25 protein-coding genes and 1 pseudogene are annotated in these 23,459 nt (G+C 61.1%); 10 read left to right on the top strand and 16 right to left on the bottom strand.

The genetic code is table 11. The annotated features are described in order from the left end of the window. The first annotated feature begins 35 nt into the window (after window positions 1–35). A complete protein-coding gene (locus H6F58_RS08710; protein ID WP_194943756.1) occupies window positions 36–788 on the top strand; it encodes a hypothetical protein in 753 nt (250 codons plus the stop codon). Window positions 789–1,217: 429 nt separating this feature from the next. Further along, window positions 1,218–1,664: an acyl-CoA thioesterase gene (locus H6F58_RS08705; protein WP_060700526.1), complete on the top strand. Its 447-nt coding sequence runs from the start codon at window positions 1,218–1,220 to the stop codon at window positions 1,662–1,664. A gap of 62 nt (window positions 1,665–1,726) precedes the next feature. On the opposite strand, the gene pcaC is transcribed toward H6F58_RS08705, so the two are convergent. The 8 genes from pcaC to H6F58_RS08665 all read right to left on the bottom strand — a co-directional run bounded on the left by pcaC (window position 1,727) and on the right by H6F58_RS08665 (window position 9,219). After that, window positions 1,727–2,125, bottom strand: a complete 399-nt coding sequence (gene pcaC, locus H6F58_RS08700) for a 4-carboxymuconolactone decarboxylase (RefSeq protein ID WP_060700527.1) — start codon at window positions 2,123–2,125, stop codon at window positions 1,727–1,729. Between the two features lie 17 nt (window positions 2,126–2,142). Next, a complete protein-coding gene (locus H6F58_RS08695; RefSeq protein ID WP_146277596.1) occupies window positions 2,143–2,940 on the bottom strand; it encodes an alpha/beta fold hydrolase in 798 nt (265 codons plus the stop codon). Beyond that, complete coding sequence (locus H6F58_RS08690) at window positions 2,922–4,328, bottom strand: lyase family protein (protein WP_146278259.1); 1,407 nt, start codon at window positions 4,326–4,328, stop codon at window positions 2,922–2,924. The genes H6F58_RS08695 and H6F58_RS08690 overlap by 19 nt, the downstream gene beginning before the upstream one ends. A gap of 143 nt (window positions 4,329–4,471) precedes the next feature. After that, the gene (pcaG, locus tag H6F58_RS08685) at window positions 4,472–5,050 is read right to left on the bottom strand and encodes a protocatechuate 3,4-dioxygenase subunit alpha (RefSeq protein ID WP_171919579.1); all 579 of its coding nucleotides are present in this window, start codon (window positions 5,048–5,050) and stop codon (window positions 4,472–4,474) included. Further along, the gene (pcaH, locus tag H6F58_RS08680) at window positions 5,050–5,856 is read right to left on the bottom strand and encodes a protocatechuate 3,4-dioxygenase subunit beta (RefSeq protein WP_060700531.1); all 807 of its coding nucleotides are present in this window, start codon (window positions 5,854–5,856) and stop codon (window positions 5,050–5,052) included. Before pcaH ends, pcaG begins: the two co-directional genes overlap by 1 nt. A 32-nt stretch (window positions 5,857–5,888) precedes the next feature. Then, a complete protein-coding gene (locus H6F58_RS08675) occupies window positions 5,889–7,085 on the bottom strand; it encodes a 4-hydroxybenzoate 3-monooxygenase (RefSeq protein ID WP_146277597.1) in 1,197 nt (398 codons plus the stop codon). A gap of 181 nt (window positions 7,086–7,266) precedes the next feature. Next, a complete protein-coding gene (locus H6F58_RS08670; RefSeq protein WP_146277598.1) occupies window positions 7,267–8,016 on the bottom strand; it encodes an IclR family transcriptional regulator in 750 nt (249 codons plus the stop codon). Window positions 8,017–8,025: 9 nt separating this feature from the next. Beyond that, on the bottom strand, window positions 8,026–9,219 hold the full coding sequence (locus H6F58_RS08665) for an aromatic acid/H+ symport family MFS transporter (RefSeq protein ID WP_195181593.1): 1,194 nt from the start codon (window positions 9,217–9,219) through the stop codon (window positions 8,026–8,028). Window positions 9,220–9,427: 208 nt separating this feature from the next. Between H6F58_RS08665 and H6F58_RS08660 the strand changes: the two genes are divergently transcribed. The 4 genes from H6F58_RS08660 to H6F58_RS08645 all read left to right on the top strand — a co-directional run bounded on the left by H6F58_RS08660 (window position 9,428) and on the right by H6F58_RS08645 (window position 12,897). Beyond that, a complete protein-coding gene (locus tag H6F58_RS08660) occupies window positions 9,428–10,639 on the top strand; it encodes a thiolase family protein (protein WP_195181592.1) in 1,212 nt (403 codons plus the stop codon). A 69-nt stretch (window positions 10,640–10,708) separates the two neighbouring features. Then, window positions 10,709–11,380 carry a 3-oxoacid CoA-transferase subunit A gene (locus H6F58_RS08655; protein WP_060700536.1) on the top strand — a complete coding sequence of 224 codons (672 nt, stop codon included), beginning with the start codon at window positions 10,709–10,711 and terminating at the stop codon, window positions 11,378–11,380. Further along, window positions 11,380–12,036 carry a 3-oxoacid CoA-transferase subunit B gene (locus tag H6F58_RS08650; protein ID WP_060700537.1) on the top strand — a complete coding sequence of 219 codons (657 nt, stop codon included), beginning with the start codon at window positions 11,380–11,382 and terminating at the stop codon, window positions 12,034–12,036. The genes H6F58_RS08655 and H6F58_RS08650 overlap by 1 nt, the downstream gene beginning before the upstream one ends. A 75-nt stretch (window positions 12,037–12,111) precedes the next feature. Then, window positions 12,112–12,897 carry an IclR family transcriptional regulator C-terminal domain-containing protein gene (locus tag H6F58_RS08645; protein WP_060700538.1) on the top strand — a complete coding sequence of 262 codons (786 nt, stop codon included), beginning with the start codon at window positions 12,112–12,114 and terminating at the stop codon, window positions 12,895–12,897. Between the two features lie 41 nt (window positions 12,898–12,938). Here H6F58_RS08645 and H6F58_RS08640 read toward each other — a convergent pair whose 3' ends face one another. Beyond that, window positions 12,939–14,036, bottom strand: coding sequence for an ABC transporter permease (locus H6F58_RS08640; RefSeq protein WP_195181591.1), 1,098 nt, complete (start codon window positions 14,034–14,036; stop codon window positions 12,939–12,941). A 78-nt stretch (window positions 14,037–14,114) separates the two neighbouring features. Between H6F58_RS08640 and H6F58_RS18175 the strand changes: the two genes are divergently transcribed. Beyond that, window positions 14,115–14,546 (top strand): helix-turn-helix domain-containing protein, encoded by a 432-nt coding sequence (locus tag H6F58_RS18175; RefSeq protein ID WP_060700540.1) that lies wholly within the window; start codon window positions 14,115–14,117, stop codon window positions 14,544–14,546. Window positions 14,547–14,914: 368 nt separating this feature from the next. On the opposite strand, the pseudogene H6F58_RS18415 reads toward H6F58_RS18175, so the two are convergent. The 7 genes and pseudogenes from H6F58_RS18415 to H6F58_RS08605 form a co-directional block, all read right to left on the bottom strand. Beyond that, window positions 14,915–15,325 (bottom strand): annotated as a pseudogene (locus tag H6F58_RS18415) (phosphotransferase); the annotation flags it as partial. A gap of 108 nt (window positions 15,326–15,433) precedes the next feature. After that, the gene (locus tag H6F58_RS08630; RefSeq protein WP_060700541.1) at window positions 15,434–16,360 is read right to left on the bottom strand and encodes a 2-dehydropantoate 2-reductase; all 927 of its coding nucleotides are present in this window, start codon (window positions 16,358–16,360) and stop codon (window positions 15,434–15,436) included. 116 nt (window positions 16,361–16,476) lie between these two features. Then, entirely contained in the window at window positions 16,477–16,686 is a 210-nt protein-coding gene (locus H6F58_RS08625; protein WP_060700542.1) for a DUF1653 domain-containing protein, read from the bottom strand. Between the two features lie 35 nt (window positions 16,687–16,721). Next, window positions 16,722–17,213, bottom strand: coding sequence for a MogA/MoaB family molybdenum cofactor biosynthesis protein (locus H6F58_RS08620; RefSeq protein WP_060700543.1), 492 nt, complete (start codon window positions 17,211–17,213; stop codon window positions 16,722–16,724). Further along, complete coding sequence (moaC, locus tag H6F58_RS08615; protein WP_060700544.1) at window positions 17,203–17,679, bottom strand: cyclic pyranopterin monophosphate synthase MoaC; 477 nt, start codon at window positions 17,677–17,679, stop codon at window positions 17,203–17,205. Before moaC ends, H6F58_RS08620 begins: the two co-directional genes overlap by 11 nt. Then, window positions 17,672–18,904, bottom strand: coding sequence for a gephyrin-like molybdotransferase Glp (gene glp, locus H6F58_RS08610; protein WP_060700545.1), 1,233 nt, complete (start codon window positions 18,902–18,904; stop codon window positions 17,672–17,674). The genes moaC and glp overlap by 8 nt, the downstream gene beginning before the upstream one ends. 3 nt (window positions 18,905–18,907) lie before the next feature. Further along, window positions 18,908–19,159 (bottom strand): MoaD/ThiS family protein, encoded by a 252-nt coding sequence (locus H6F58_RS08605; protein WP_060700546.1) that lies wholly within the window; start codon window positions 19,157–19,159, stop codon window positions 18,908–18,910. Between the two features lie 37 nt (window positions 19,160–19,196). Here H6F58_RS08605 and H6F58_RS08600 point away from each other — a divergent pair, with 37 nt between their 5' ends. The 3 genes from H6F58_RS08600 to H6F58_RS08590 all read left to right on the top strand — a co-directional run bounded on the left by H6F58_RS08600 (window position 19,197) and on the right by H6F58_RS08590 (window position 23,317). Continuing rightward, window positions 19,197–20,378, top strand: a complete 1,182-nt coding sequence (locus tag H6F58_RS08600) for a ThiF family adenylyltransferase (protein ID WP_195181589.1) — start codon at window positions 19,197–19,199, stop codon at window positions 20,376–20,378. Beyond that, the gene (locus tag H6F58_RS08595; RefSeq protein WP_022875540.1) at window positions 20,375–20,782 is read left to right on the top strand and encodes a molybdenum cofactor biosynthesis protein MoaE; all 408 of its coding nucleotides are present in this window, start codon (window positions 20,375–20,377) and stop codon (window positions 20,780–20,782) included. The genes H6F58_RS08600 and H6F58_RS08595 overlap by 4 nt, the downstream gene beginning before the upstream one ends. Before the next feature lie 660 nt (window positions 20,783–21,442). Beyond that, entirely contained in the window at window positions 21,443–23,317 is a 1,875-nt protein-coding gene (locus H6F58_RS08590) for a hypothetical protein (RefSeq protein ID WP_206693579.1), read from the top strand. The last annotated feature ends 142 nt before the right edge of the window (window positions 23,318–23,459 follow it).

The following is a 23,459-nucleotide window of genomic DNA, read 5'->3' as shown; positions in this document are numbered from 1 at the left end:
TTAGCAATCTATGACCAGGGAAAGCGGAGGTGACCATGGAGATTGTTGACGCACTGTTGCAAGGGCAGCGAGGGCGGCGACTGTTGTGGGAGTTCATGACGGTCGGCGAAGACGAATCGCAAACTGATTTTTCCCCGCATCCTTTGCACGAGGCGATGTACTACGCCTCAACCGGTATCGATGGCCTGCAGTATCGCGGGCTCGAATCATCCGACGTGATCGTTGAGATTGAGCGCACCGTGCGGGAAGGGGCAGAGAAGCTCGCCGAATTGCTTGAACGTACCGAACTTTTCGAAGTAAAGCATTGCATGTTGCAATCGGCATTGGAAAGTTCCGTCGACGCGGCGATGTACTGGCAACCACCGTATGGGCAAGAATTCGTCTTGGCATCCCCGATCCTCAGCGTCCAACTGGAGAGAATCGCAAAACACATAGCGGCTTCGGGGCAAATAGATTATTGGTTCGACCCGTTGGATATGGCAGCGCAGCACCGGGTGAATTTCGATATTGCGGGGTCTCTTGCCCCTGGTACGGATAAGAAGCGGACTGGTCTTGAATCATTGATCGCGTGGAAAGATCACGTGCTCCGAACCGAAATGCGTGATGCCCGGGAGAACCAGTCACTCCCTATAGGAAATTTCGGCGGTGAATGGTGGTCGGCGCCAAACATGTACCTAGAGGAAACGTGCGGAGAATTCGCTACGGCGCAACCCGTTGGTTTGATTTGCGTTGAAGACGGCTTCGGGTGGGAAAAAAGCAACCACAAGATTAGTAGACATACCCCCTAGCTCCAACGTTCTGGAAATTTCCTCAGCGGAGCATTGGGTCAAGCTCTGCCAAGATCACCCAATCGAGGTCACTGCACAGAAACGCCACGACTGGTATCACGTCACGGGCCGTGACGGTGCGTGGGTCATTCCAGATTGGCTAGCGGTAGCACGCAATTATGACGGGGTGCATCTGAGTATCGGCGCCTACCTCGCGCTCGCCGGACAATGCCTGCCGGTAGATGCTAAATTCGCTACGCTCATAGCCGGGTGGGACCCCGGCAAAACGTATTGGTTCATCGATGGCTTGCTCGAGAGCGAACCATCGCAATACTGGAAATGCGTGGATGCCAACAGCAATAATGCGCACTGGGTCTTGGACGAAGGCTCTAGGGGTTAACGCTCTGTCACGCTGGGGGCGATGTACTTGAACTCTGATCCAATGAGCTCATGAGCAATGAAGCAGCAAATGAATTGGCAGCCGCAACGGAAATAATGTTGCAGCTGCGCTGGTCGGATCAGGACGCCTTGGGGCATGTCAATAATGCCCGCATCGTCACGCTAATGGAAGAAGCGCGCATCCGCTGGACCCGGGAAGACGGGAAGGCAGGACGATTCGAATTCGGAACGGTCGTGGCTTCCATCCAGATCGACTACAAACGGCCACTGTACTACCAGTCTGAAATGCTGATCCGCATGGGAATCAGCCGAGTCGGCAACAAGTCGTTCACTGTGCGGGGCATCGGCTACCAGGACGGGCAACCGGTGTTCGATTCCACCACTGTCATGGTGCCGCTGGCCTCCGATGGCGTTTCCTCTCGGGCGCTCACCGAGCAGGAACGCAGCTGGCTGGAATCATCGCTGATTCCAGCCGCTGGCGCACGATCACGAAACTGAGCTGATCTTGTGGCTGCGCCTCAATGGCCAGCTGTCCGTTGAACGAGCCGCGAGAGCGGTACCTACTGCGCTGCGTACTCGTCCAGGACTTTTTTGCCGATTTTGAAGGCCACATTCGCGGCGGGCACGGAGCAGTAGATGGCGCACTGCAGGAAGACTTCCTTGATTTCCTCCGGGGTCATTCCATTGCGCAGGGCTGCATGCACATGCATTTCCAGCTCTTCCCAGTAGCCTCCGGCAATCATGGCGGTCAAGGTGATGGCGCTGCGCGTGGTGCGCGGCAATCCGTCACGGGTCCAGATGGTTCCCCACGCATAGCGGGTGATCATTTCCTGGAACTCGTCGGTGAACTCGTTCGAATTCTTGGTAGAGCGGTCAACGTGCTCGTTGCCAAGGACTTCGCGGCGCACGCTCATGCCCGCATCGTAGGTATCGCCTGGCAGGCGCTGGGAATCGGTCATGGAAGTACTGCCCTTTCCTAGTTGGCCAGGAAGAATTCGGCCAGCAGGGCCGCGGTGTCTTCCGGTGCTTCAGCCGGAGCCAGATGGCCTGCGGAGTCAATAATGGCCGCCTGGCCCTGCGGGGCGTTCTCGGCGATGAACTGCGCATCAGCCGGAGGGCACACCTGGTCCTGGGCGCCGTTGATGGCCAGGATGCGGTCCGTGGTGGCCGAGAGCCGCCCACGCACATCGAAGCCGGCCAATGCGGCACAGGCATGGGCGTAGGCAAAGCGGTCAGCATCCTGCAGGCTGTGCAGCAGGCTTGCGGAAATCTCGGGTTCCTTCTCGATGAACCCCGGGGCGAACCAGCGCTGGGCGGAACCGGCAACCATGGTCGGGGTTCCGGCTTTGGCAACAAGCTCGGCGCGCTCGGTCCACCCCTCGGGAGTGCCGATCTTGGCGGCCGAGCAGATCGAGGACAAGGCGTTGAAGAAGCCGGGATGGTCCACGGCCAGTTGCAGTGCGGTGGCGCCGCCCACCGAAACCCCGGCATAGAACAGCTTGGCGCCTTCGGCGATGACCCCGTCAGCCCGCAGGGCCCCTACCATGGCAGTGATGCCGCTGGCGAGTTCGGCCAGCGTGAAGCCTTGCGTCGATGGCTTGCTGGCTCCGTGCCCGGGCAGATCCCAGGCGATGACCTGGAAATGCTCTTTGAGGTAGGGCAGGGCAGGGGCCCACAGAGGAAGGGCCGCGGTGCCCAGGGAGGGTCCTGTGATGAGGGTGGGGAGCTTGCTGTCGGTATGCAGCAGCGACGGAGTTAGTTCTGGGACTGCCATTGTTCCTTCCGTGCCGAATAATCGGCTAATACAGTTGTGGTGAAGCGATCCGCGGCACCAAGGTAGCCGGCGGGATCAAAGAGTTCGGCCAATTCGGCATCACCCAGGCGATCTGCGGGAATCTGCGAACGCAGAAGTTCGTGCAGGGACAGCTCTTCATCCAAGCTGCGGCGCACCAGCTTCTGGATGGCTGCCTTGCCTCCGTCCACCAGCGGTGCCAGGACGGAAGCCAGGCGTTCGGACAGCACCGCGTCGCCGCCCAAGGCGAGGTTCCGTGCGATGGCCGGAAGATTGACGCCCAGGCCGTTGGCCAGGAACGCTGCGTGGAATGCGGCTCCTGCTCCCAGGCGGGCCAGCTCGCGCAGTGCGCCCCATTCGGCATGCCAGCCGCCGTCGGGGCGTTCATCCACCGCGGTGCCGGCAGCGGTGAAGAGCGTGGAGAGCAGACCGGGAGCGCTGAACGCGGCATTGCGCAGCAGCACCGAGCGCACCGGATTCTGCTTTTGCGGCATGGCCGAGGAACCGCCCTTGCCCGTTTCGCGTGGCTCGGACAGCTCGCCGATCTCCGGACGCGAAGAGGTGAGCACATCTGCACCAAAGGTGCCCAGCGCCGCAATGGCCGCGCCCAGGGCGGAGCCGAGCTGGAGAATGGGCATGCGGTTGGTGTGCCATGGCGTGCCCGGATCCTGCAGGCCCAGGACGCGGGCAAGCTGGGAACTGAGCTGCTGGCTGCTGGCCTTGGTGCCGCCTGCCCCGTCGAGGAATTGTTCCAGGGAGGCCAGGGTTCCCACCGCCCCGCCCCACTGCAGGCGCAGTTGCCTCGAAGCTGTGTCCAGCTGCTTTTCGGCGTCCACGATGGCCGAGAGCCAGCTGGCGGCCTTCCAGCCGAAGGTGGTTGGCAACGCGTGCTGGGTCAGCGATCGGGCAATGCACACCGTTGAGAGGTGGGCCTGCGCGAGGCGGGCCAACCCGTCGGCGGCACTGCGCAGATCGGCCAGGGTCTGGGCCATGGTCTTGGACAGGACCAGCATCAGCGCGCTGTCGATGATGTCCTGGCTGGTCGCCCCGCGGTGCAGGGCCGAGCTTGCGGTTTGCGGCGCGCCATCGCGGGCGAGCAGTTCGCGCATCATGCCCAGCAAGGGGATCAGCGCGTTGGCGCCATCGGGAGTCCGCGAAGCCAAGAGCGCCAGATCGTAGCGTTCCACGCTGGCCACCGAATGAACTGCCTGCGCATCCTCGGCGCTGCACAGTGAGGCATCGGCCTGGACCTGCACCCAGGCAGCCTCGACATCCAGCATGGCCTGGACAAATGCGGTGTCGCTGGACAAGGAAGCGGCCGCGGTGCCGGCCCATGCCGGGGCCAGCACGCCGTAGTCTGCGCCATCCATCAAGACCCTCGATTCTTCACTGGTTCAATTTGTTCCCACGCTCTAGAACTCTAGCGCCAGAGCGCTGGTTGCCACCGGCATCGGCCGGCGCACCCGTCATAATCCGCACGCGCAAGCCGCCGCCAAGAAGGCCGAGCCCGTTTCTAGCTTTCGCGCGGATAGGAGAGGAAGACGGTTTCATCTTCGCCCTGCAAGCGCAGATCCAAGCGCAAGGATCCGTCGTCCTCGCGGGTGGCGATCAGGGTCTTGCGCTCGGCCTCGGACAGCGAGGACAGCAGCGGATCGCTGGCCAGCGCTTCGGCATCCTCGGGCAGGTAGATCCGGGTGAACAGCCGGTTCATCAAGCCGCGGGCGAACACCGTGAGCATGATGAACGGCGCCTTGCCGGCTTCGGTGGCTCCCGGGTTGAGAGTGGTGAAGGTGTAGTGGCCGGCATTGTCCACCGCGGTGCGCCCCCAGCCGGTGAAGGTGTAGCCATCTCGCACCAGCGAGCCTTCGCGGGAGACAACGTTGCCCTGCTCGTCGGCCTGCCAGATTTCCAGCAGCGCATCGGGAATGGCCTCGCCCTTGCCGTCATAAACCACCCCGTGCAGCCGCACCGAATTCGGGTGCCCCTGGTTGACCAGCTCATTGTCCTTGTCATAGGGCAATGCGTAGCCGTAGAACGGGCCGACGGTCTGTCCCGGGGTGGGGACGAGCTTCAGTTCTGGAGCTTTTTTCATTAGTGCTCTGCCTCTTCCTCTTCCATCCAAGTGCGGTTGGATCCGGTCAGTACGATGTCCCAGTTGTAGCCGGTAGCCCATTCGTGGGAGGTGATCGAGTGGTCGTAGGTGGCGACCAGGCGGTCGCGCGCCGCGGGATCGGTGATGGACTGGTAGATCGGATCCAGGGCGAAGAGCGGATCGCCCGGGAAGTACATCTGGGTGATCATGCGCTGGGTGAAGTCGGTGCCGAACAGCGAGAAGTGGATATGGGCCGGACGCCAGGCATTGTGGTGGTTTTTCCACGGGTACGGGGCCGGCTTGATGGTGGTGAAGGAGTATTCGCCGTTGGCTCCGGTGATGGCCCGGCCCACCCCGGTGAAGTTCGGGTCAATGGGCGCGGGGTGCTGATCGCGCTTGTGGACGTAGCGGCCGGCGGCGTTGGCCTGCCAGATTTCCACCAGCTGCCCGGCGACCGGGCGGCCGTCGCCGTCCAGCACCCGGCCGGAGACAACGATGCGCTCGCCGATGGGTTCGCCGTTGTGCTGGATGGTCAGGTCCGACTCCAGTGCGTGCACATCGCGCTGGCCGAAGGCCGGGGAGTGCAGCTCGATGGTTTCAGGGTCTGCGTGGTGCAGGTTCTTGGTGGGGTGGCGCAGCAGCGAGGAGCGGTAGGGGGCGAAATCCACCCGTGGCTGGGTTTCGGCCTTTTTGCCCGCCAGCAGCTGCTGGCGGTAGTCCTCGTGGATGCTGGAGATCTCTGCGCTGATATCTTCCTGCGTGGCCGCGGAGGCTGCGGGATCCAGTGCGTTGGTGTTGGCGCTCATGTCGGCTCCTTTCTGGTGGTTATTGGGTGGGCTTAGGCGTGGGGCCAGCCGGTGTAGGACTCGGCCAGAAATTGCTGTCCGAAGCGCGAGGAGGTGACGGTATCCAATTCGCCCAGTGCGCGCTTGGCCATGAACGGATCGCCGCCCACCGGGGTGTGCAGCATGGAGGTCATCCAGTAGGAGAAGTTCTGCGCCTTCCAGACTCGCTTCAGGGCCAGGTCCGAGTAGCCCTCCAGCAGCTTCTCGCTGCCGGTGGAGAAGAAGGAATCCAGTGCTTCGAAGAGCACCTTGACGTCGGCGAAGGCCAGGTTCAGGCCCTTGGCCCCGGTGGGCGGGACGGTGTGCCCGGCATCGCCGATCAGGAACATCCGCCCGTGCGAGAGCGGTTCGCGGACGAATGAGCGGAAGCCGAGCACGGTCTTGTCGAAGATGGGCCCGGTCTTCAGCTCGAAGCCATCCGGCCCATCCACGCGCTTTTGCAGTTCGGCCCAGATGCGGTCCTCGCTCCAGGCATTCACGTCCTCGTTCGGGTCGCATTGGAAGTACATGCGCTGCACGGTTTCGCTGCGCTGGGAGATCAGCGCAAAGCCGTGCGGCGAGTTCGCGTAGACCAGTTCCGGCGCGGACTTCGGCGCCTCGGTGAGGATGCCGAACCAGGCGAACGGGTAGGAGACCTTGAAGTCCTGGCGCGAGGCATCGGGCATCTGGCGGCGGGCGAAGGAGCGCGAGCCGTCGGCCCCGACGATCACATCTGCGTGCACCTCGAAGAGGCCGCCGTCGGCATCGGTGAAGCGGAACTTCGGGGTGGGCGTTTCCATGTCCAGGATCTCGGTGACCTCGCAGCCGTAGCGCACATCGCCCTGGTCGCGCTGCCGGGCGGCGGCCAGGTCCACGAACACCTCGTTCTGCGCGTACAGGGTCACGGTGGCGTCCACCAGGTCCCGGAAGTCCAAGGGATGGGATTCGCCGTTGAAGCGCAGGTCGATGCCGGCGTGCTCGTCTCCGTGGCTGAGCACCCGTCCGTCCACGCCCGATTCGGTGAGCATGGAGACGGCTTGGGATTCGAGGATGCCGGCGCGGTGGGTGTTGCGGATTGTTTCGTGCTCGCGCATTTCCACAACGATGTTCTCGATGCCCGCTGCGGCCAGCAGGTGGGAGAGCATGAGCCCTGCCGGACCGCCGCCGATGATGCCGACCTTGGTCTTCAGGATGCGTGGCGCCTGTGCCATGGGTCCTACCTGTCTGTGCCGGGACCAGCGGGCGGAGTCCCCGCTGCAGTGCAGGGGTCCGGTGCGGGCCGGGGAAATGGGGTCTTGCATAAGGATGCGTGCGGGATGGGCCTGCGATCAGCACGGTTCTCATTGAATGAGAAAAATGGGGCGGGATCCACACGCTGATCTGCCGATCGTCCTAGGCCGATCCGCCCGGCTGCAGCGCCCTGGAAATGCCCCGCGCGGCGGTGCGCAATGCCAGTCCGGCGGATTGCACCGCTCGGGTTTGGCGGGGGAGCACCACGGAGATCACGGCTACCTGGTATCCGGCATCATCAAGGATGGGAGCCGCGACGCCGGTTGTTTCCGGATCGATGAAGCCATCGAAGGTGGCATAGCCGGTGCGGCGGATCTCAGCCATTTCAGCCCGGAAATCCGGGTAGGTGGCAGCCATGATCGCCTGGTGGCGGGATAAATAGTCCCGGATGGCTTCCGGACGGGAAAAGGCGAGCAGGGCCATCCCCATGGAGGTGCGGTGCACCGGCATGCGGCCGGCCACATTGGCCTGATTGACGACCGAGCCGGGCCTGGAAAGCCGCTCGATGATCAGCACCTCGTCCTGGTGCAGCACCGAGAGCTGGGTGTTTTGCCGCAGAAGCTGGTTGATGTCCTCCATGAAGGGCAGCGCTGCCGTGCGCAGATCCTGGGTGGCCGCACTGCGATTCGCCAGCTCCCATAGCCGCAGGCCCAGCCGCACCTGGCCCGAGGCGTCGCGGCTGAGCAAATCGTGTTCCACCAGCGAATCGAGCAGCCGGTACATGCTTGCTACCGGGATATCGGCCCGGCGCGCCAGGACGCTGACGCTGAGCGACTGGGTTTTCGCGTCAAAGGAGTCAAGGATCCGCACCAGGCGGTCCAGCATTGAATCCCCGCTGGGAGAATTGGCCATGGGACAACTCTAGCCACGCTGCGGCTTGGGGATCTGCGCGATGACGACAACGGCGAGCAGCGCTGCCCCGCCGTACAGGAAAAACGCCCCCGGGTACGCGGTGCCGGCGGCCACCATCAGGCCGGTGACGTAGGGGCCGATGATCGCGCCAAAGCGACCGATGCCCGAAGCCAGTCCAATGCCGGTGGCCACCAGGTTGCGCGGGTACACGTGACCTGCGTAGGCGTACATCAGGCACTGGGCGGAGAAGACAAAAATGCCGGTGACAAAGAGGAGCGCGGTCAAAAGCACTTGGCTTCCAAAGGGCACTGCCAGCAGCAGCAGCAATGCTGAAGAGGCCGCGAACCAGATCAGCGAGACGAGCTTGATGCCCTTGGAATCGGCCGCGTAGGCGCTGATGACCAGCCCGGCGATGGCCCCCAGATTCAGTACGAAGAGCATCGTCAGCGAATCGGCTACCGGATAGCCGGCAGCGCCCATGATCTTGGGAAGCCAGGCATTCAGCCCGTAGACCAGGACCAATCCCATGAACGCGGCAATCCACAAGCCGATCGAGGTGCGCAGGTATTTGGGCTTGAGCACATCGGAGATCGACGTGCGCTCATTGCTGGCGACAACATCGCTTTCGGGAAGCTTGAACCAGAGCAGCGCCAGCAAGGCCAGGCCCAGCCCGCCGCCGAGGAAGTACAGCACCGACCAGTGCACCCCGGCTGCCTTGCCCGCCAGCGATGCCAGGACTGCACCCAGGTGATAGCCGACCATCGGCAGGTTATTGGCCAGTGCACGCCGGCCCACCGGAGCATTCTCCTGCATCAATGCCAGGGCTACGGGCATGCAGCCGCCCAGGCCCAGGCCCGCGATGAAGCGGAATGCGCCCATCAGCAAAGCGCTGGGCAGGAAAGGGAAGAGCAAGGTGAACACCGAAAAGACGAGAACTGCGATCAGAAGCGGGCGCCGCCGCCCGAAGCGGTCGGCCAGCCGTCCCATGGTTGCCGCGCCAACGCCGACCCCGATCAGCGAAAAGGTGTTGACCCAGTTCATCTCGCTGACGCTGTACCCGCCGACGCCTGGATCGGTCAGTACTGGAATTGTGGCGCCCAGGGCGACAATGTCGTAGCCCTCGAAGACCACGATGAAAAAGCACAGCGCAGCGATCCAGCCGCCAAGTTCGAGTTTCCGGGTATCGGTTTGTGGTGAAGACATGAGTCGCCCCTTCGAGATCTCTTGGTGCCCGGCACGTGATGGCTGCCACGGCGTTGTGATCCTAGCACTATTTTCATTGTGCGCACCAAAGTTCACAAAGCGAACTTTTCTAGCAACCTCTTGATCGGGCTGGTGAAGGCTGATAAAGTTCATTCTACGAACTTAAGTTCACATTGTGAACATCTTTCAGCAATGGAGCAGTGAGACCATGCAGCAGGCGTACCTCTACGACGCAATTCGCACCCCCTTCGGCAAGATCGGTGGCGCGCTATCGGGCCATCGACCCGACGACCTCGCCGCGCATGTGGTGCGCGAACTTGTCGCACGGTCCCCGAAGCTCGAGACCAGCACCATCGACGAATCGATCTTCGGCAACGCCAACGGCGCCGGCGAAGAGAACCGCAATGTTGCCCGCATGGCCACCCTGCTCGCTGGCCTGCCCACCTCGCTGCCTGGCACCACCATGAACCGCTTGTGCGGTTCCTCGCTGGATGCCTCCATTGCAGCATCCCGCCAGGTAGCCACCGGCGATGCCGATCTGGTGCTGGTGGGCGGCGTGGAATCAATGTCCCGCGCACCTTGGGTTCTGCCAAAAACCGAGCGGCCCTTCCCGATGAGCAACCTGGAACTGGCCAACACCACCCTGGGCTGGCGCCTGGTCAACCCGGCCATGCCGGGGGCATGGACCGTCTCGCTGGGCGAGGCCACCGAGCAGCTGCGCGAAAAGCACAATATCTCCCGCGAAGACCAGGACGAATTCTCCGCCCTCTCGCACCAGCAGGCCGCGGCTGCCTGGGATGCTGGAAAGTACGAGAACCTGGTGGTTCCCGTGCCGCCGGCCAGCAAGCGCGGCACCGAATTCACCCGTGATGAAACCATCCGCGCCGACTCCACCGCCGAAACCCTGTCCCAGCTGCGCACCGTGTTCCGCACCGGCGAGAACGCCACCGTCACCGCAGGCAACGCCTCGCCGATGAGCGATGGCGCCTCGGCCGCGTTCATTGGTTCTGAAAAGGGCGGAACGCTGCTGGGCCTGGACCCGATCGCCCGCATCGTCTCCAATGGCGCCTCCGCCTTGGATCCGCAGTTCTTCGGCTTCGCCCCGGTGGACGCCGCCAACAAGGCCCTGGCCAAGGCCGGGCTGAAGTGGTCGGATATCGCCTCCGTCGAGCTCAATGAAGCCTTCGCCGCGCAGTCCCTGGCCTGCATCCGCGCCTGGGATATCGACCAGGGGATCGTCAACGCCTGGGGCGGGGCCATCTCCATCGGCCACCCGCTGGGCGCCTCGGGCCTGCGCATCCTGGGCACCGTCGCCCGCCGCCTGGCCGAATCCGGCGAACGATACGGTGTCGCCGCGATCTGCATCGGCGTCGGCCAGGGCCTGGCCGTCGTGGTCGAGAACGTGAACGCAACCAAGTAGAAGCTGAACGACGGGGGGGGGATTTGAACCTCCGGTCCTACAGCATCTTGAATTCAGAAAGGCAGAATCATGGCACCACGCATTGCCACCTCGGCCGCGGATGCCGTCGCCGAAATCACCGACGGCTCCACCGTCCTGATCGGCGGCTTCGGCAACGCCGGCCAGCCGATGGAACTGATCGACGCACTCATGGACTGCGGCGCGAAGGACCTGACGGTCGTGAATAACAACGCCGGGCAGGCCGACGCCGGCCTGGCCCTGCTGATCAAGGAACGCCGGGTCAAGAAGATCATCTGCTCCTTCCCGCGCCAGTCCGACTCCTGGCACTTCGACGCGGCCTACCGCGCCGGGGAGATCGAGCTGGAGCTGGTTCCGCAGGGCAATCTGGCCGAGCGCATCCGCGCCGCGGGAGCCGGCATCGGCGGATTCTTCACCCCTACCGGCTACGGCACACTGCTGGCCGAGGGCAAGGAAACCCGCGTCATCGATGGGCGCGGCTACGTCCTGGAGACGCCCATCCATGCCGACTTCGCGCTGATCAAGGCGCTGAAGGCCGACACCTTCGGCAACCTGGTCTACCGCAAGACCGCGAGAAACTTCGGGCCGATCATGGCCACGGCCGCCAAGGCCGCAATCGTGCAGGTTGACGAGGTCGTCGAGGTCGGAAGCATCGATCCGGAGCACGTGATCACTCCGGGGATCTATGTTGACACCGTGGTAGCTCTTGGAGGAGAAAAGTAATGGCTGACGTGCGAACCACCGAAGAAAAACTGACCCGTGACGAGATGGCGCAGCTGGTAGCCCGCGATATTCCTGCCGGGGCCTTCGTGAACCTGGGCATTGGCCAGCCGACCAACGTCTCCAACTTCCTCACCGCCGACCAGGGCGTCACCCTGCATACCGAAAACGGCATGCTCGGCATGGGCCCGGTCGCCACCGGCGAGGACATCGACGAGGACTTGATCAACGCCGGCAAGATCCCGGTGACCGAACTGCCCGGCGCCGCCTACTTCCATCATGCCGACTCCTTCGCCATGATGCGCGGCGGGCACCTGGATGTCTGCGTGCTCGGGGCCTTCCAGATCTCGCAGGCAGGGGACCTGGCCAACTGGCATACCGGGGCCGAAGGCGCGATCCCTGCCGTGGGCGGCGCCATGGACCTGGCCATCGGGGCCAAGGAGACCTGGGTGATGATGAGCCTGTTCACCAAGACCGGCGAATCCAAGCTGGTTGAAACACTGAGCTACCCGGTCACCGGATTGGGCTGCGTCTCGCGGATCTATACCGAAGTGGCCATCTTCGAGTTGCGCGATGCGAAGGTCTTGGTGCGCTCGGTGCACGGCATCAGTTTTGACCAGTTGCAGGCCAAGGTCCCGGTGGAACTGACCTGGGCCTAGAGACACAGTAGATTAGTGGGGTGCCTTCAAACATGCGGAGGCACCCCATGACAGTTTTCAGCGCGTGCAAGGAGCATGGTGAGCGAGCAGGCAACACCTTCAACGTCGGTCCAGTCACTGGCCCGCGGCTTGGCCGTCATCAGCTGCTTTGATGCGGAGCATATCTCAATGACGCTCTCCGAGGTCGCAGCGCGCACCGGGCTCTCGCGCGCCACCGCCCGGCGTTTTCTGCTCACCTTGCAGGAACTGGGCTACGTGCGCTCTGACGGCAAGCATTTCGAGCTGACCTCCAAGGTCCTGCAGCTGGGTTATGCCTATCTCTCCAGCGCCACCTTGCCGCAAATGATCGAGCCGGTGCTTGAGGAGCTCTCGGCGAAGGTGCACGAGTCCGCCTCGGCCTCCGTGCTCGATGGCACCGACATCGTGTACATCGCCCGCGTGCACACCCGCTCGATCATGCGCGTCGGCATCTCCGTGGGCACCCGATTCCCTGCGGTGAACACCTCCATGGGCCGGGTGCTTTTGGCTTTCGGGCCCGAGGAGCTTCGTGAATCCGTATTGGCCGAAGGGTTCGAATCGCGCACCGGGCTGGGCCTGAAAACGCCAGCAGCCCTGCGCAAGGAACTGGAAAAGATCCGTACACAGGGCTACGCGGTGGTTGACCAGGAGCTGGAGATCGGGTTGCGCTCGGTTGCGGTGCCGGTCTTCAACGCCGATTCCACCGTGGCGGCGGCCATGAACGTATCCATGAGCGTGCACCCGGCCAGCGAGCAAAGCGCTGACGAAGCGGCCCAGAAGATACTGCCTCGGCTGCTCCAGGCAGCGCAGCAGGTGCGCGAAGCGCTGGCTTCCAGCCGCTAGCAGAAGGGCGGCCTCGGGCCCCTGGAGGCCCAGCGGATCCGCTATGCGGCGACGGCCTCTTCCACTTCCTGGATGGCCGCGTTTTCATTGGCCAGGCGGGTCTTGTGCACGCTCCATGCGTGGGTTGCGAATATCAGCGCCGCACCGGGAACCAGCCACACGATCAGCCGCAGGATATCCATGCCGATGCCCTGGTCCGGGAAGTAGACCAGCGTCTGAACTGCGTGCAGCCAGCCGGCGCCGTTCCAGAAGGTGTTCAGCGCGCCGAAGAATCCGGGCTGCATGGCCGGCTGGAAGATGCCGCCGGAGCTGGTGAAGTTCAAGGCGACAAAACACATGGTCAAGACCGGCGTGGTCCAGTGGCGCAGCATCGGGTGCAGGCCCATGCCCAGCATGATGATCGAAACCGCGTAGGTCCACGAAATCAGCCAAATGCTGGCGTAGTGGTTTTGAATGATCTGGTAAATCGGACCGGAAACGATCACGGCAATCGATGCGATCACTGCGGCAGCAATTGCGGCCATGGCGAAGCGGATGGGCAGCTTGACCTTGCCCATGAACCCTGCCAGCGGCACGGCGCTGGCGTAGCCGCCAATGCTCAGCGCGACGAGCAGGAAGAACAGGCCCTGCCCGGTGCTGTCATGTTCTCCGGCGGGGACAACGTCCTCCACGTGGAACGGCTGGCCCTGCTTGTAGGCCACATTCATGAAGACCTTCTGGGCGATGTTCGCCGAGGTTTCCGATGCTGCGCTGGAAGCGTAGAGCGTTGCCGAGTCCTTGGTCGATTCGTAGGCGGCGACGATTTCGCGATCTTCGACCAGCTGCCGGGCGGATTCCCCATTATCGACAGTGCGCACGGTCAGCGCCCCATCCGATTCATCTTGCAGCGTCTGGGCGAAGACCTTGGTTGCAGCTGAATCTCCAACCACAGCTACCTGCACGTTGTGCGGCGTTGGCTGATGGAAGGCTCCGAGGTAGAACAGGCCCATGATGGCGCAGAGGAAGAACGGGATCAGCATGGTTCGCGCCAGCTTTCCCCATCCCTTCGGTGCGCGTTGGGCGGTGGCCGGTTTTGGCGGTGCGGAGTTGGAATGCTTGGCGGCGGGGGTACTGGGTGCGGTGGTGTCGGTGGCAGTCATATGTATTAAGAATACCGCTAATGTTGCATTGTGCAACAGAATATCTTGAGTTGTCCGACACGTACTAGACTCGGAACCATGGGCAGGGAACAACGGGAGACGGACATCGAGTCGGTCTACCACCACATGCAACTGATCACTCGACGAGCCAACTCGCGCTCACGGCAGCTAGCCGAGCCCCTGAGCATGGTGGAGCATTCGCTATTGCGATTCATCGCTGACACCCCAGGCGCCAGGGCTACCGATATCGCCGAGGCCTTCTCGCTGAATCGTTCAACGGTCTCCCGGCAAGTCGGTACCCTGCTGGATCTGGGATACGCGGCTTACGACGATTCCGAAGCCGGTCGAGGCCGTGTCCTGGAACTGACCAAACTTGGACAAGAGCGGCTGAATGCTTCAGCGGCGGTGCACCGGGCCGCGGTAGTCGAGCGGCTGGAGGGCTGGAGCGCGGAGCAGATCAATGACTTCGCGGCAGCTCTTGAGCGATACAACGAGGCTGACTCGCAATAGGCAAGCGCTCCACGGCCCGTGGTGAGCCAATCCGGGTTATTCCAGCGCCCGTGCCCATGCGACTGGTTGTTCTCCACGAACTCCGTCACTGCCTTCCAATGCTCGCCGTGCCCGGTCGCAAACATGGTTCCCCAGGGTTCTATTGCCCCAGCGTGGGAGTCCTTGAGCAGTTTGTACATGACTGTTGTTCTTTGCCGCATCGCGGCAGGAAGAGCTGTGCGAAGCTCGCCGCTGGCCCCATAGTCATCAACAAAGGCATTCAAATTCGTGGCCGCGTTGACCAGGTCGGCTGAAGCATCATTCAAAGCGAAAGCCTGGGCAGAATAGGCGAGGTCCCAGAGCCGGGTACTTGGAGAAGCCGCATCCCAGTCGATAAATACCCACCGATCACCAACGAGCAGATTCCACGGGGCCAGATCGTTATGGCAGATCAGTTCGGCACCCGGGGCTGCAATGGGTGGAGTCCAAGTAGATCCCGTTTCTGGCCGATACGCCTGACTTGCATCATGAATGGAGCGCACCAGGCGCCCCGCTCTTGATAGCTGCGAAGGAGTCAACGGCTCCGAATCCATGGCAAGGCGTCCTGGAACAAACTCGGTGATTTGCCGTCCCTGCGGGTCCTGGCCATACACCTTGGGAACATCGATGCCTGCGGCGCGCAGGGCCCGCATGTAATGGAGAACGCTGGGAGTGGACTCCGCCCACGGTTTGCGCACGGTAGAGCCAACTCGCACCACGCCATCGGATGCGTTGCCGCCAGCGAGCAGAATCTCCTCCATGGCAACAGCCTAGCCTTCCTCATCACCCATCACGCCGAATTTGAGGCTCGGCCTGGAACCGGCCTAAGTGCAGATGAGGCAAGGCGTCGTGGACTCGTGCTTGCGCCGCTACATTGCTGAACCGTCGAGCAGCGCCATGGCCCGATAGATGGTGTGGTGGATTGGCACTGCGACCGCATGCTGTTCAGCCATCCGGACTATTGTTCCGTTCTGCTCTTCTAGTTCTGAAGAACGTCCTGCAATGAGGTCGCGTTGCATGGATGCCGTGCTGTCCGGGGCGAATGCATCGACCTGGGCCATCATTTGATCGATATCTTGTTCGCCAAGTTTTGCGCCAACTTTCCCTGCCAGAAGGGCGACTTCGCGCATGGCATCTTCGACCAATGACCGCGTCAGCGGATTTGCGCGAGTGCGGCCAACTGGTTCCCTGCACAGTGCTCCCACCCCGCCATACGAGCTGATCAGCATGAACTTGCGCCACATGTCGGTGACGATATCGGATGACACGCTTGTGCTGACACCGGCAGCAGCCAACGCTTCCGACAATTGCGTGGCGCGCGGCGAGATGCTCCCGTCGATTTCACCGAGAATAATTGCTGGCTGTCCGCCCACATGGTGCACGGTACCGGGCTCCTGCAGGTAGGAGATGATCACGCATACCCCGCCCAAGGCGTGGCTTGATCCGACGGATTCAGCGATTCGACCAGAAGCAGTGACTCCATTTTGAAGCGGAAGAACTGCAGTTTCCGGGCCGATTAATGCATGCGCGGCATCCATCGCTTCGGTCACCTGTCCGGCTTTGCAGGTGAGGATCACGGCATCGCAGGCCCCGATTTCTTCAGCCTTCGTGCTGACACTGGCCACGCGGGCGGAGAATCCTGGCGTGCCATCACCCTTGGTGACAGTGATGCCATGTTCGGCAATCGGCGCGATGTGGCGCTCCGTGGCGAGCAGATGCACTTCGGCACCACTGCGGGCTAGGGCTGCTGCGAAATACGCGCCGACTCCGCCTGCGCCGATGACTCCAATTTTCATGCTCGTTTCCATGCTTTCTCGTAGTTGCGCATCTGGCAGCGATGCTCGGGCGCCTTGCGCGGGACCGGTCCAATGCTCGAACCTGAGAAGGCTGCGGCTTCCGGGCTTGTCGTCCGCTAGGCGACCCTCGCAAAACGCGGGCCGCTGTAGCCGTCGCGGTCAACGGCTTCTTCGAACATCGCCAGCGGTCGCGCCCAGAAGCTGTAGTCATCGTAGAGCTTGCGATAGAAGACCAGGGGTTCTTCGGTTTCGCTGTGCTTGCCCACGGCCAGCACTTCGTAGCGCTGCCCTTTGAAGTGTTCGTAGATTCCAGGTTCGACGCTCATCCTTCAGCCTTCCAGATCAAAGTACATGGTGTTTTTCAGCGTGGCCCGTGGCCGGTGCCGCCGCAACGTTGAGACAGTAGGTGCTCCAAGACTGGATCCAGCACCGCCAGCCCGTCTTTGACCCCGCCGGTAGAACCAGGCAAGGTGATCACGAAGCTGCTACCGGCGAACCCGGCCACCCCGCGAGTGATGATCGAGAGCGGCGTGTTAGGCTCGCCGCGGCGGCGAATGGCCTCGATGATCCCAGGCAACTGCACATCCAGCAGCGGAGCAACCATTTCGGGGGACTGGTCATCCGGGCTGACCCCGGTCCCGCCGGTCACGATGATCACCTGCGCGTCATCGGCCAGCAGGTCATCCACGGCGAAACGCACCGGCTGGCCATCGGCAACCACCACCGGGCCCGGGACCTCGAACCCGCGCTCGGCCAGCCACCGGGCGATCATCGGGCCGGTCTTGTCCTGGGCAGTTCCCGCCGCAGCGCTGGTCGAGGCGACCACGACTGCCGCGTGGCGACTAGTCTTCACGGGCCCAGTCGCCACTCTTGCCGCCGGACTTCGCCAAGACTTTAACGGAGCGAACCTCGGCGTGCTTGTCCACGGCCTTGACCATGTCATAGAGGGTCAGCGCGGCTACGCTTGCTGCGGTCAGCGCTTCCATCTCCACCCCGGTGACACCCTTGGTGGTCACCTGGGCGATCACGCGCACGGCGGAATCCTGCGCCTCGAAATCAATGGAGACCTTGGAGATCGGCAGCGGGTGGCACAGCGGAATCAGCTCCCAGGTGCGCTTGGCAGCCATGATGCCCGCGACTCGGGCGGTGCCCAATGCTTCGCCCTTGGGCAGGTTGCCGGTCATCAGCATCGGGACGACATCTTCGCGGGTGGCAAAGATGGCTTCCGCGGTAGCAACGCGCTTGGTGACAGCCTTATCGCTGACGTCGACCATGTGGGCGCTGCCATCTTCACGCAGGTGGGTAAGTTTTTCAGACATTCATGCTCCAAGTTTCAATTTGCTGCCCAGCTATCAGCTGGCTGATGCCTACAGGGATATGCACCAGCGCATCGGCGCGGGCCAGATCGTGGACCAGATGCGAACCCGGATCCAGGATTTCCACCAGGCCACCACGGATCACAGCCCGGCGTACCTGGTGCTTATGCCCGGGCGAGGTGGCATCGGAAGCCAGCGGGTAGTGCTGCGGCACCGGATCGGGCAAGGCGTTGAGCTTGCGCAGCAGCGGGGCCAAAAATAGTTCAGCCGATAGCAGCGCACTGACCGGGTTGCCGGGGAAGCACAGCACCGCTGCCTGGGGCAGCTGGGCGAAGCCTTGCGGACCACCAGGCTGGATCGCCACGTGGTGGAACGCACCGCCCAGCGGCGCAAGAGCCTGTCGGACCACTTCGTAAGCACCGGCACTGATTCCGCCTACGGTCAGAATCAGGTCAACCTGTTCCTGCAGCGCATCAATAGCCAGCGCGAAGCGCTTGGGATCATCAGGCAATTGCAGGGTGCGCACCTGCACCTGGTATTGGCGCAGCCAGGCGGTGAGCATGGGGGAGTTCGAATCCGGGATCTGGCCCTGGGAAGGCTGATCATCACTGAGCTCGTCACCGGTAGTGCACACGGCCACCTTCAATGCGCGGCGTACCGGTACTTCACGCAGTCCACTGGAAACCAATGCAGCAATCATGGTCGGGGTCAGCCGGGTTCCGGCCCGGGCCACCAGGGCGCCGGCTTCAAGATCGACGCCGGCGGGGCGGATGAAACGGCCTGATTCGCTGGGAGCAGTGAACTCCGCGTTTCCGCTCGGAGTGCCGCGGCCTGCCCGAACCAAGTCCGGAAAAACCCCGGAGCTGCTTTCCTCGATGGGGATCACGGTATCGGCCCCCAGCGGGATCATGGCCCCGGTCATCACCGGGCTGGCAGTTCCTTCAGCCAAGGTGATTTGCCGGTCGCCGGCGGCCGCCGTGAAACCCAATGGCAAGGTGATGGGGGACTGCGGCGTTGCCGTGGCCAAGTCCGCGCTGCGTGCAGCGTAGCCGTCCATTTGCGAATTGGTGAATGCGGGGATGGGCAACAGGGCGTACAGATCCTCGCTGAGGATGCGGCCGTTTGCCTCGGGGCTATCAGCCAACAGCTTTTCGCTGTCCAGGGAAGCAAAGACCGGGGACAACAGCGCTTCAAGTTCTGCGCGATGATTCTCCAGGGTGCAGGTCATCGGCTATCCGCCAGCAAACGGTGGCAGCACGTCCACCGTGAGATCTTCGGCCGAGCCCAGTTCGCCGGCATCGCGGCGCACCACGCCGTTGATCAGGAAACTTCCGGCACGCAAAACCTGTGCCATTTCCGGCCCGTAGGAATCGATCAGTTCGCTACGCAGCCCGGCGAGCGTTTGCGGGCGTTCCCAGCTCTCCTGCTCGCAGCCCGCTGCTGCCGCCGCGGCAGCGAAGTAGCGTATCGTAATCTTCGACATGACTTCATGCTATCGCGCCAACGCGATAAGGAGCACGATGAAAAGTGAACGCGACTTTCCCGCGCTGGTGGCCCCCGGGCCGCCACTGAGCGAGGAACAGGCTGCTCGCGCCGCACGCCAACTGACCCTGCCCGGATTTGATGACACCGCGCAGCGCAGGCTGGCTGCCGCCCGGGTACTGGTGATCGGCGCCGGAGGGCTAGGCAGCGCCAGCGTTCCGTATCTTGTCGGAGCGGGGGTAGGCACCATCGGCATCGTTGATGATGACGTGGTGGAACTATCCAACTTGCACCGCCAGGTTACGCACACCACCGCAAATATCGGCCTGGCCAAGACCGCTTCCCTGTCCCAGGCTGCCAAGTCGCTGGACCCCAATGTGGAAATCATCGAGCATAATCTGCGCCTGGATTCTTCCAACGCACTGGAGATCTTTGCGAATTATGACTTGGTCATCGATGGCAGCGACAACTTCCCGACCCGCTACCTGTCCAATGACGCAGCGCAGCTTTCGGGCATTCCGCTGATCTGGGGATCCATACTGCAGCACCACGGACAAGTCTCCGTGGCCTGGCATGAATATGGTCCGGGCTACCGCGACCTGTTCCCGGTTCCTCCTGCCCCGGGCACCGTCCCGGATTGCGCCGCTGGGGGAGTGCTGCCCGGATTGTGCGGCACTGTCGGCTCGCTGCTGGCCACCGAAGCGCTGAAGCTGATCGCCGGAATCGGCACCCCGCTGGTGGGCAAGGTGCTGATCTACGATGCGCTGGCAGCCAGCACGCGCACCCTCGAATTTTCCCGGGACCCCGAAGGTGCTGAAGTCACTGAGCTGATCGACTACGTGCTCTTCTGTTCCGGTTCTCTGCCAGAGGTCCAGGGCATTGATGCCAAGGCGCTCGCAGAAGAACTATCTGGCGATGAAGCGCCAGCCTTGTTGGATGTGCGCAATGATGACGAACGCGCACAACAGCACATCGCCGGTTCCTTGCATCTGCCGCTACCTCAACTGGAAGCAGCTATTGAATCCGGCGCAGAGCTGGAACAGATCCCGGCACAGGTAACGGTCTACTGCGCACGCGGTCCGCGCTCGCAACGCGCGGCCGCCTTGCTCGCTGGCCGGGGCATCAAAACGAACTACCTTGAAGGCGGGCTTCCCGCACTGGCTGAAGTGGCCCCGCAGCTGCTGGCCGAAAACGCACACACCGAAGGAGCCCGCTCATGAGCTACGCCTTAATCACCGAAGAACCTATCGACGAGGCCGCAGTGCGCGATGCCGTGCAGTCAGATACCGCAGGCGCAGTGGTGCTCTTCCACGGAATCATCCGCAACCACGATGGGGGCCAGTCGGTGAACTCCCTGGACTACTCGCACCATCCGCAGGCGCAGGATTTCCTGGAGAAAATCATTGCCGAGGAAGAAGAACGCACCGGGCTGAAGCTTTCCGCAGTGCACCGCGTGGGTCCGCTGAAGATCGGCGACGCCGCGCTGGTCGCCGCCTCGGCGGCGGCACACCGCAAGGAAGCATTTGACGCCATTGAGAACCTCGTGGAACGCATCAAGGCCGAGGTCCCGATCTGGAAGAAGCAGCATTTCACTTCCGGCAGTTCAGAATGGGTTGGGCTCTAGTCGTTTTGTCCTCAGTCGAGGATTGTTGGATGTTTTCAGTTCGTTGGATTACACGAAGGGCATCTTGATTCGTGAACGATGAGCTTGCCTGGAGCGCTTGATTTTATAAAGGTCGGGTTTTCAACTGAAGCTGGCGGGGTATGGTGAGAAACCTGGATAAACCTCGAACCATCAATCGATGGTAAGGCACCTTGACGATCTGTGACGAGCTAGCCAATGGTGTCTTGCAACTAATAGCGGGGTCGTAATCCGAAGATGTTGGTTACGACACCTAGTTGCGAGAAAATTCGGGCATTGAGACTTCGAGGCGTTTCATCTGAATGTAGGTGCGGAGGGCGAGACGTCTTCCAACCTATAGGTTGCAAGACTCCCCATATTGTTAAGCGTAATATTATTGCAAGCTATCTAGTGGAGATTTTCGGTGCTATCCCTGCAGAAAGTCTTTAGAGGTCAAAGCAAAAACTTGCCGACTGGACTACTTTGGAATACACTAGAGGAACACTAAGAAGCTAGATGCCCCTATTTCTAAGGATTGGCGACTGGCTGAGAGCCCCTGGTACGCCGGGGGTTTTTCTTTTAGCCAGTTGTTCATTCAGTACAGTGGCTTATGTGAATTCAACTTCCTTGTCGGCCTCTGAGTCGCTTACTAAAATTGAAGGAATGGAACGCGCCCTTTTTATGAGCGACGCTATCTCTTCTGTAGCGGATCCGCGTGCCCATCTGTCTGCGTCGGCTTGTTCGTTTGTAGTTCCTCCGGCTGCCATCAGCGAAAGCATCGAAGCGCTTGAGGCCTTTCAAAGTGAACCAGACCACGCTTTTAAAGCCGTTGTGCCAGCTCTCAAGAGATTCCAAAGAGCTGTAAACAGGAGCGCTGCAACTAAGACGATGGGTCTCCCTTCGGTAGTAACGTTTCTTGGTCTCGCGAATGCGGCTATAAGCCGTGAAGTCAACAAGGGGGTTCTTTTAGCTTTCTTGAAGTCCAACGTCATTGCCCTATCTCAAGCCGCTTCTAAGGCCGCGGAAGCCTGCGAGAGAAATTCGACGTATCTCTCTGAGCTCACCGAGTTGATAGCAGAACTAGTAGCAAGCGATGGAAAATTTACTCGCGGTCAACAAGCGCGCATGTCTTCGATGGCACGGGAGCTGGTTGCGGCAGTTGCAAACCAAGGACGAACGCCCGAACTGTTTTCTCTCTCAATTCGCCAGCTGATAGCTGAGAGTGGGACTTCAAAGGGTGTAGCTGACGAGCTTTCGGCATACATAAACGTTGCACCGCGGAGTTTTCAGGTGGCGGTAGTCGTGGACGCAACTGTCCGTACTGTTGGTATCGATACGCAGAATTTCCGGCGCATTGATGCGCGACAGTCAATAGGATGGAATGCCACAGCATCTTTGTCGAGACGACCAACAGCAGATATGGATCTCACTAGATTTTGCCTCCAGCACTGGGGGATGAGCAATTCGTTTGACTCAACCGAAAAGCATGCCCTTAAATCACAGATTTTGATACTAAAGGCGCAGGCCTGGGACGTAGAACAGGCACGTCATTCGGCCCTTGATGCAGCTGAATTATTGGTTGATCGTATAAATGCGGAACACCGAACAAGTCACTTCGGTGTCAAGCGCAAAGTCATGGTTTGGGAAGAGGGGACTAAAAGTGCCAGCGAGGTACTATCAAGAAACAAGCTGGTTCCGACTACGCGCATGTTGAATATCTCGCAGGCTCCGAGTGTGAATAGGTCTCTTCGGTTTGCCTCTCGAGCTGCAGGGGAACGCGCTGGTTCAATGCAGGTATTTTTTGCTTGGATAGCTCTGGAGTATTTGGGGCGTGGCGCTCAAAAGGCTCCTCAGAATCTGGTTTCCGAGCATGTTCCAGCCGTTGTCGCCTTGGTTGCTCTCCGACAACTCTGCGTGTCGGCTTGGTGGTCACTTACTCGCGAATCGGGTGCCGCCAGTCTACCCTCGACTGTTCTCGAACTGATCAAAAGGGATGTCCGTAGAAAGGGTTCAAAAACCAAGAAGCGAAACCCGAACGAATTTGATATGAACAAATTGATGGCTTTGATTATTTCTGATGGATCAAATATCGAATACCTCGCGAAAGTAAGTGGAGTTTCGGATAAAGCAGCCGAAAATGCCATGCGAGATTGGGTCATATTTCAGAAAGGTCTTAGTTCTCACTCCGCTTTTCAAATAAATCGCGTTAGGGAAATGTTACGTGATGATATGAGACTAATGCAGTTCATCGATGAGATCCGGAACGACGCTGATGAGATAATGCAACGCATGCGTTTTGTGAGGAACCAAACTGCACACAACGCAGGTGTTGGAAGCACAGAACATTTGCCTTTGTCAGAGGCTGCATTGAAGACACTTGATGCTGTATTTGAGGTTTTGCCACAGTGGGGAGGGATTCCTTCCGCATCATTAGGTTCTATTGCGCAAAGATGGAAAGATGTGAGAATCGAAATTCGGAATCGCGGTAATGCGAGACACGTCCTGCCGTTTAATTCATATAAGGTTATTAAGCCTTAATCCTTGAAATTAAGCCAGCAAAAGCGGTAGTGCCGATGTACCATTTTAGGATTTGTTCTATTGAATCTTTGCCGTTGGTGAGAGTACGAATGAATCGGCTAACCACTGGGACCTCGGATTATATCAAGCCGGCTATGATGTT

The organism is Glutamicibacter sp. FBE19, assembly GCF_015524875.1.
GTDB classification, from domain to species: domain Bacteria; phylum Actinomycetota; class Actinomycetes; order Actinomycetales; family Micrococcaceae; genus Glutamicibacter; species Glutamicibacter halophytocola.
This window is presented reverse-complemented; position numbering and strand designations above follow the sequence as displayed.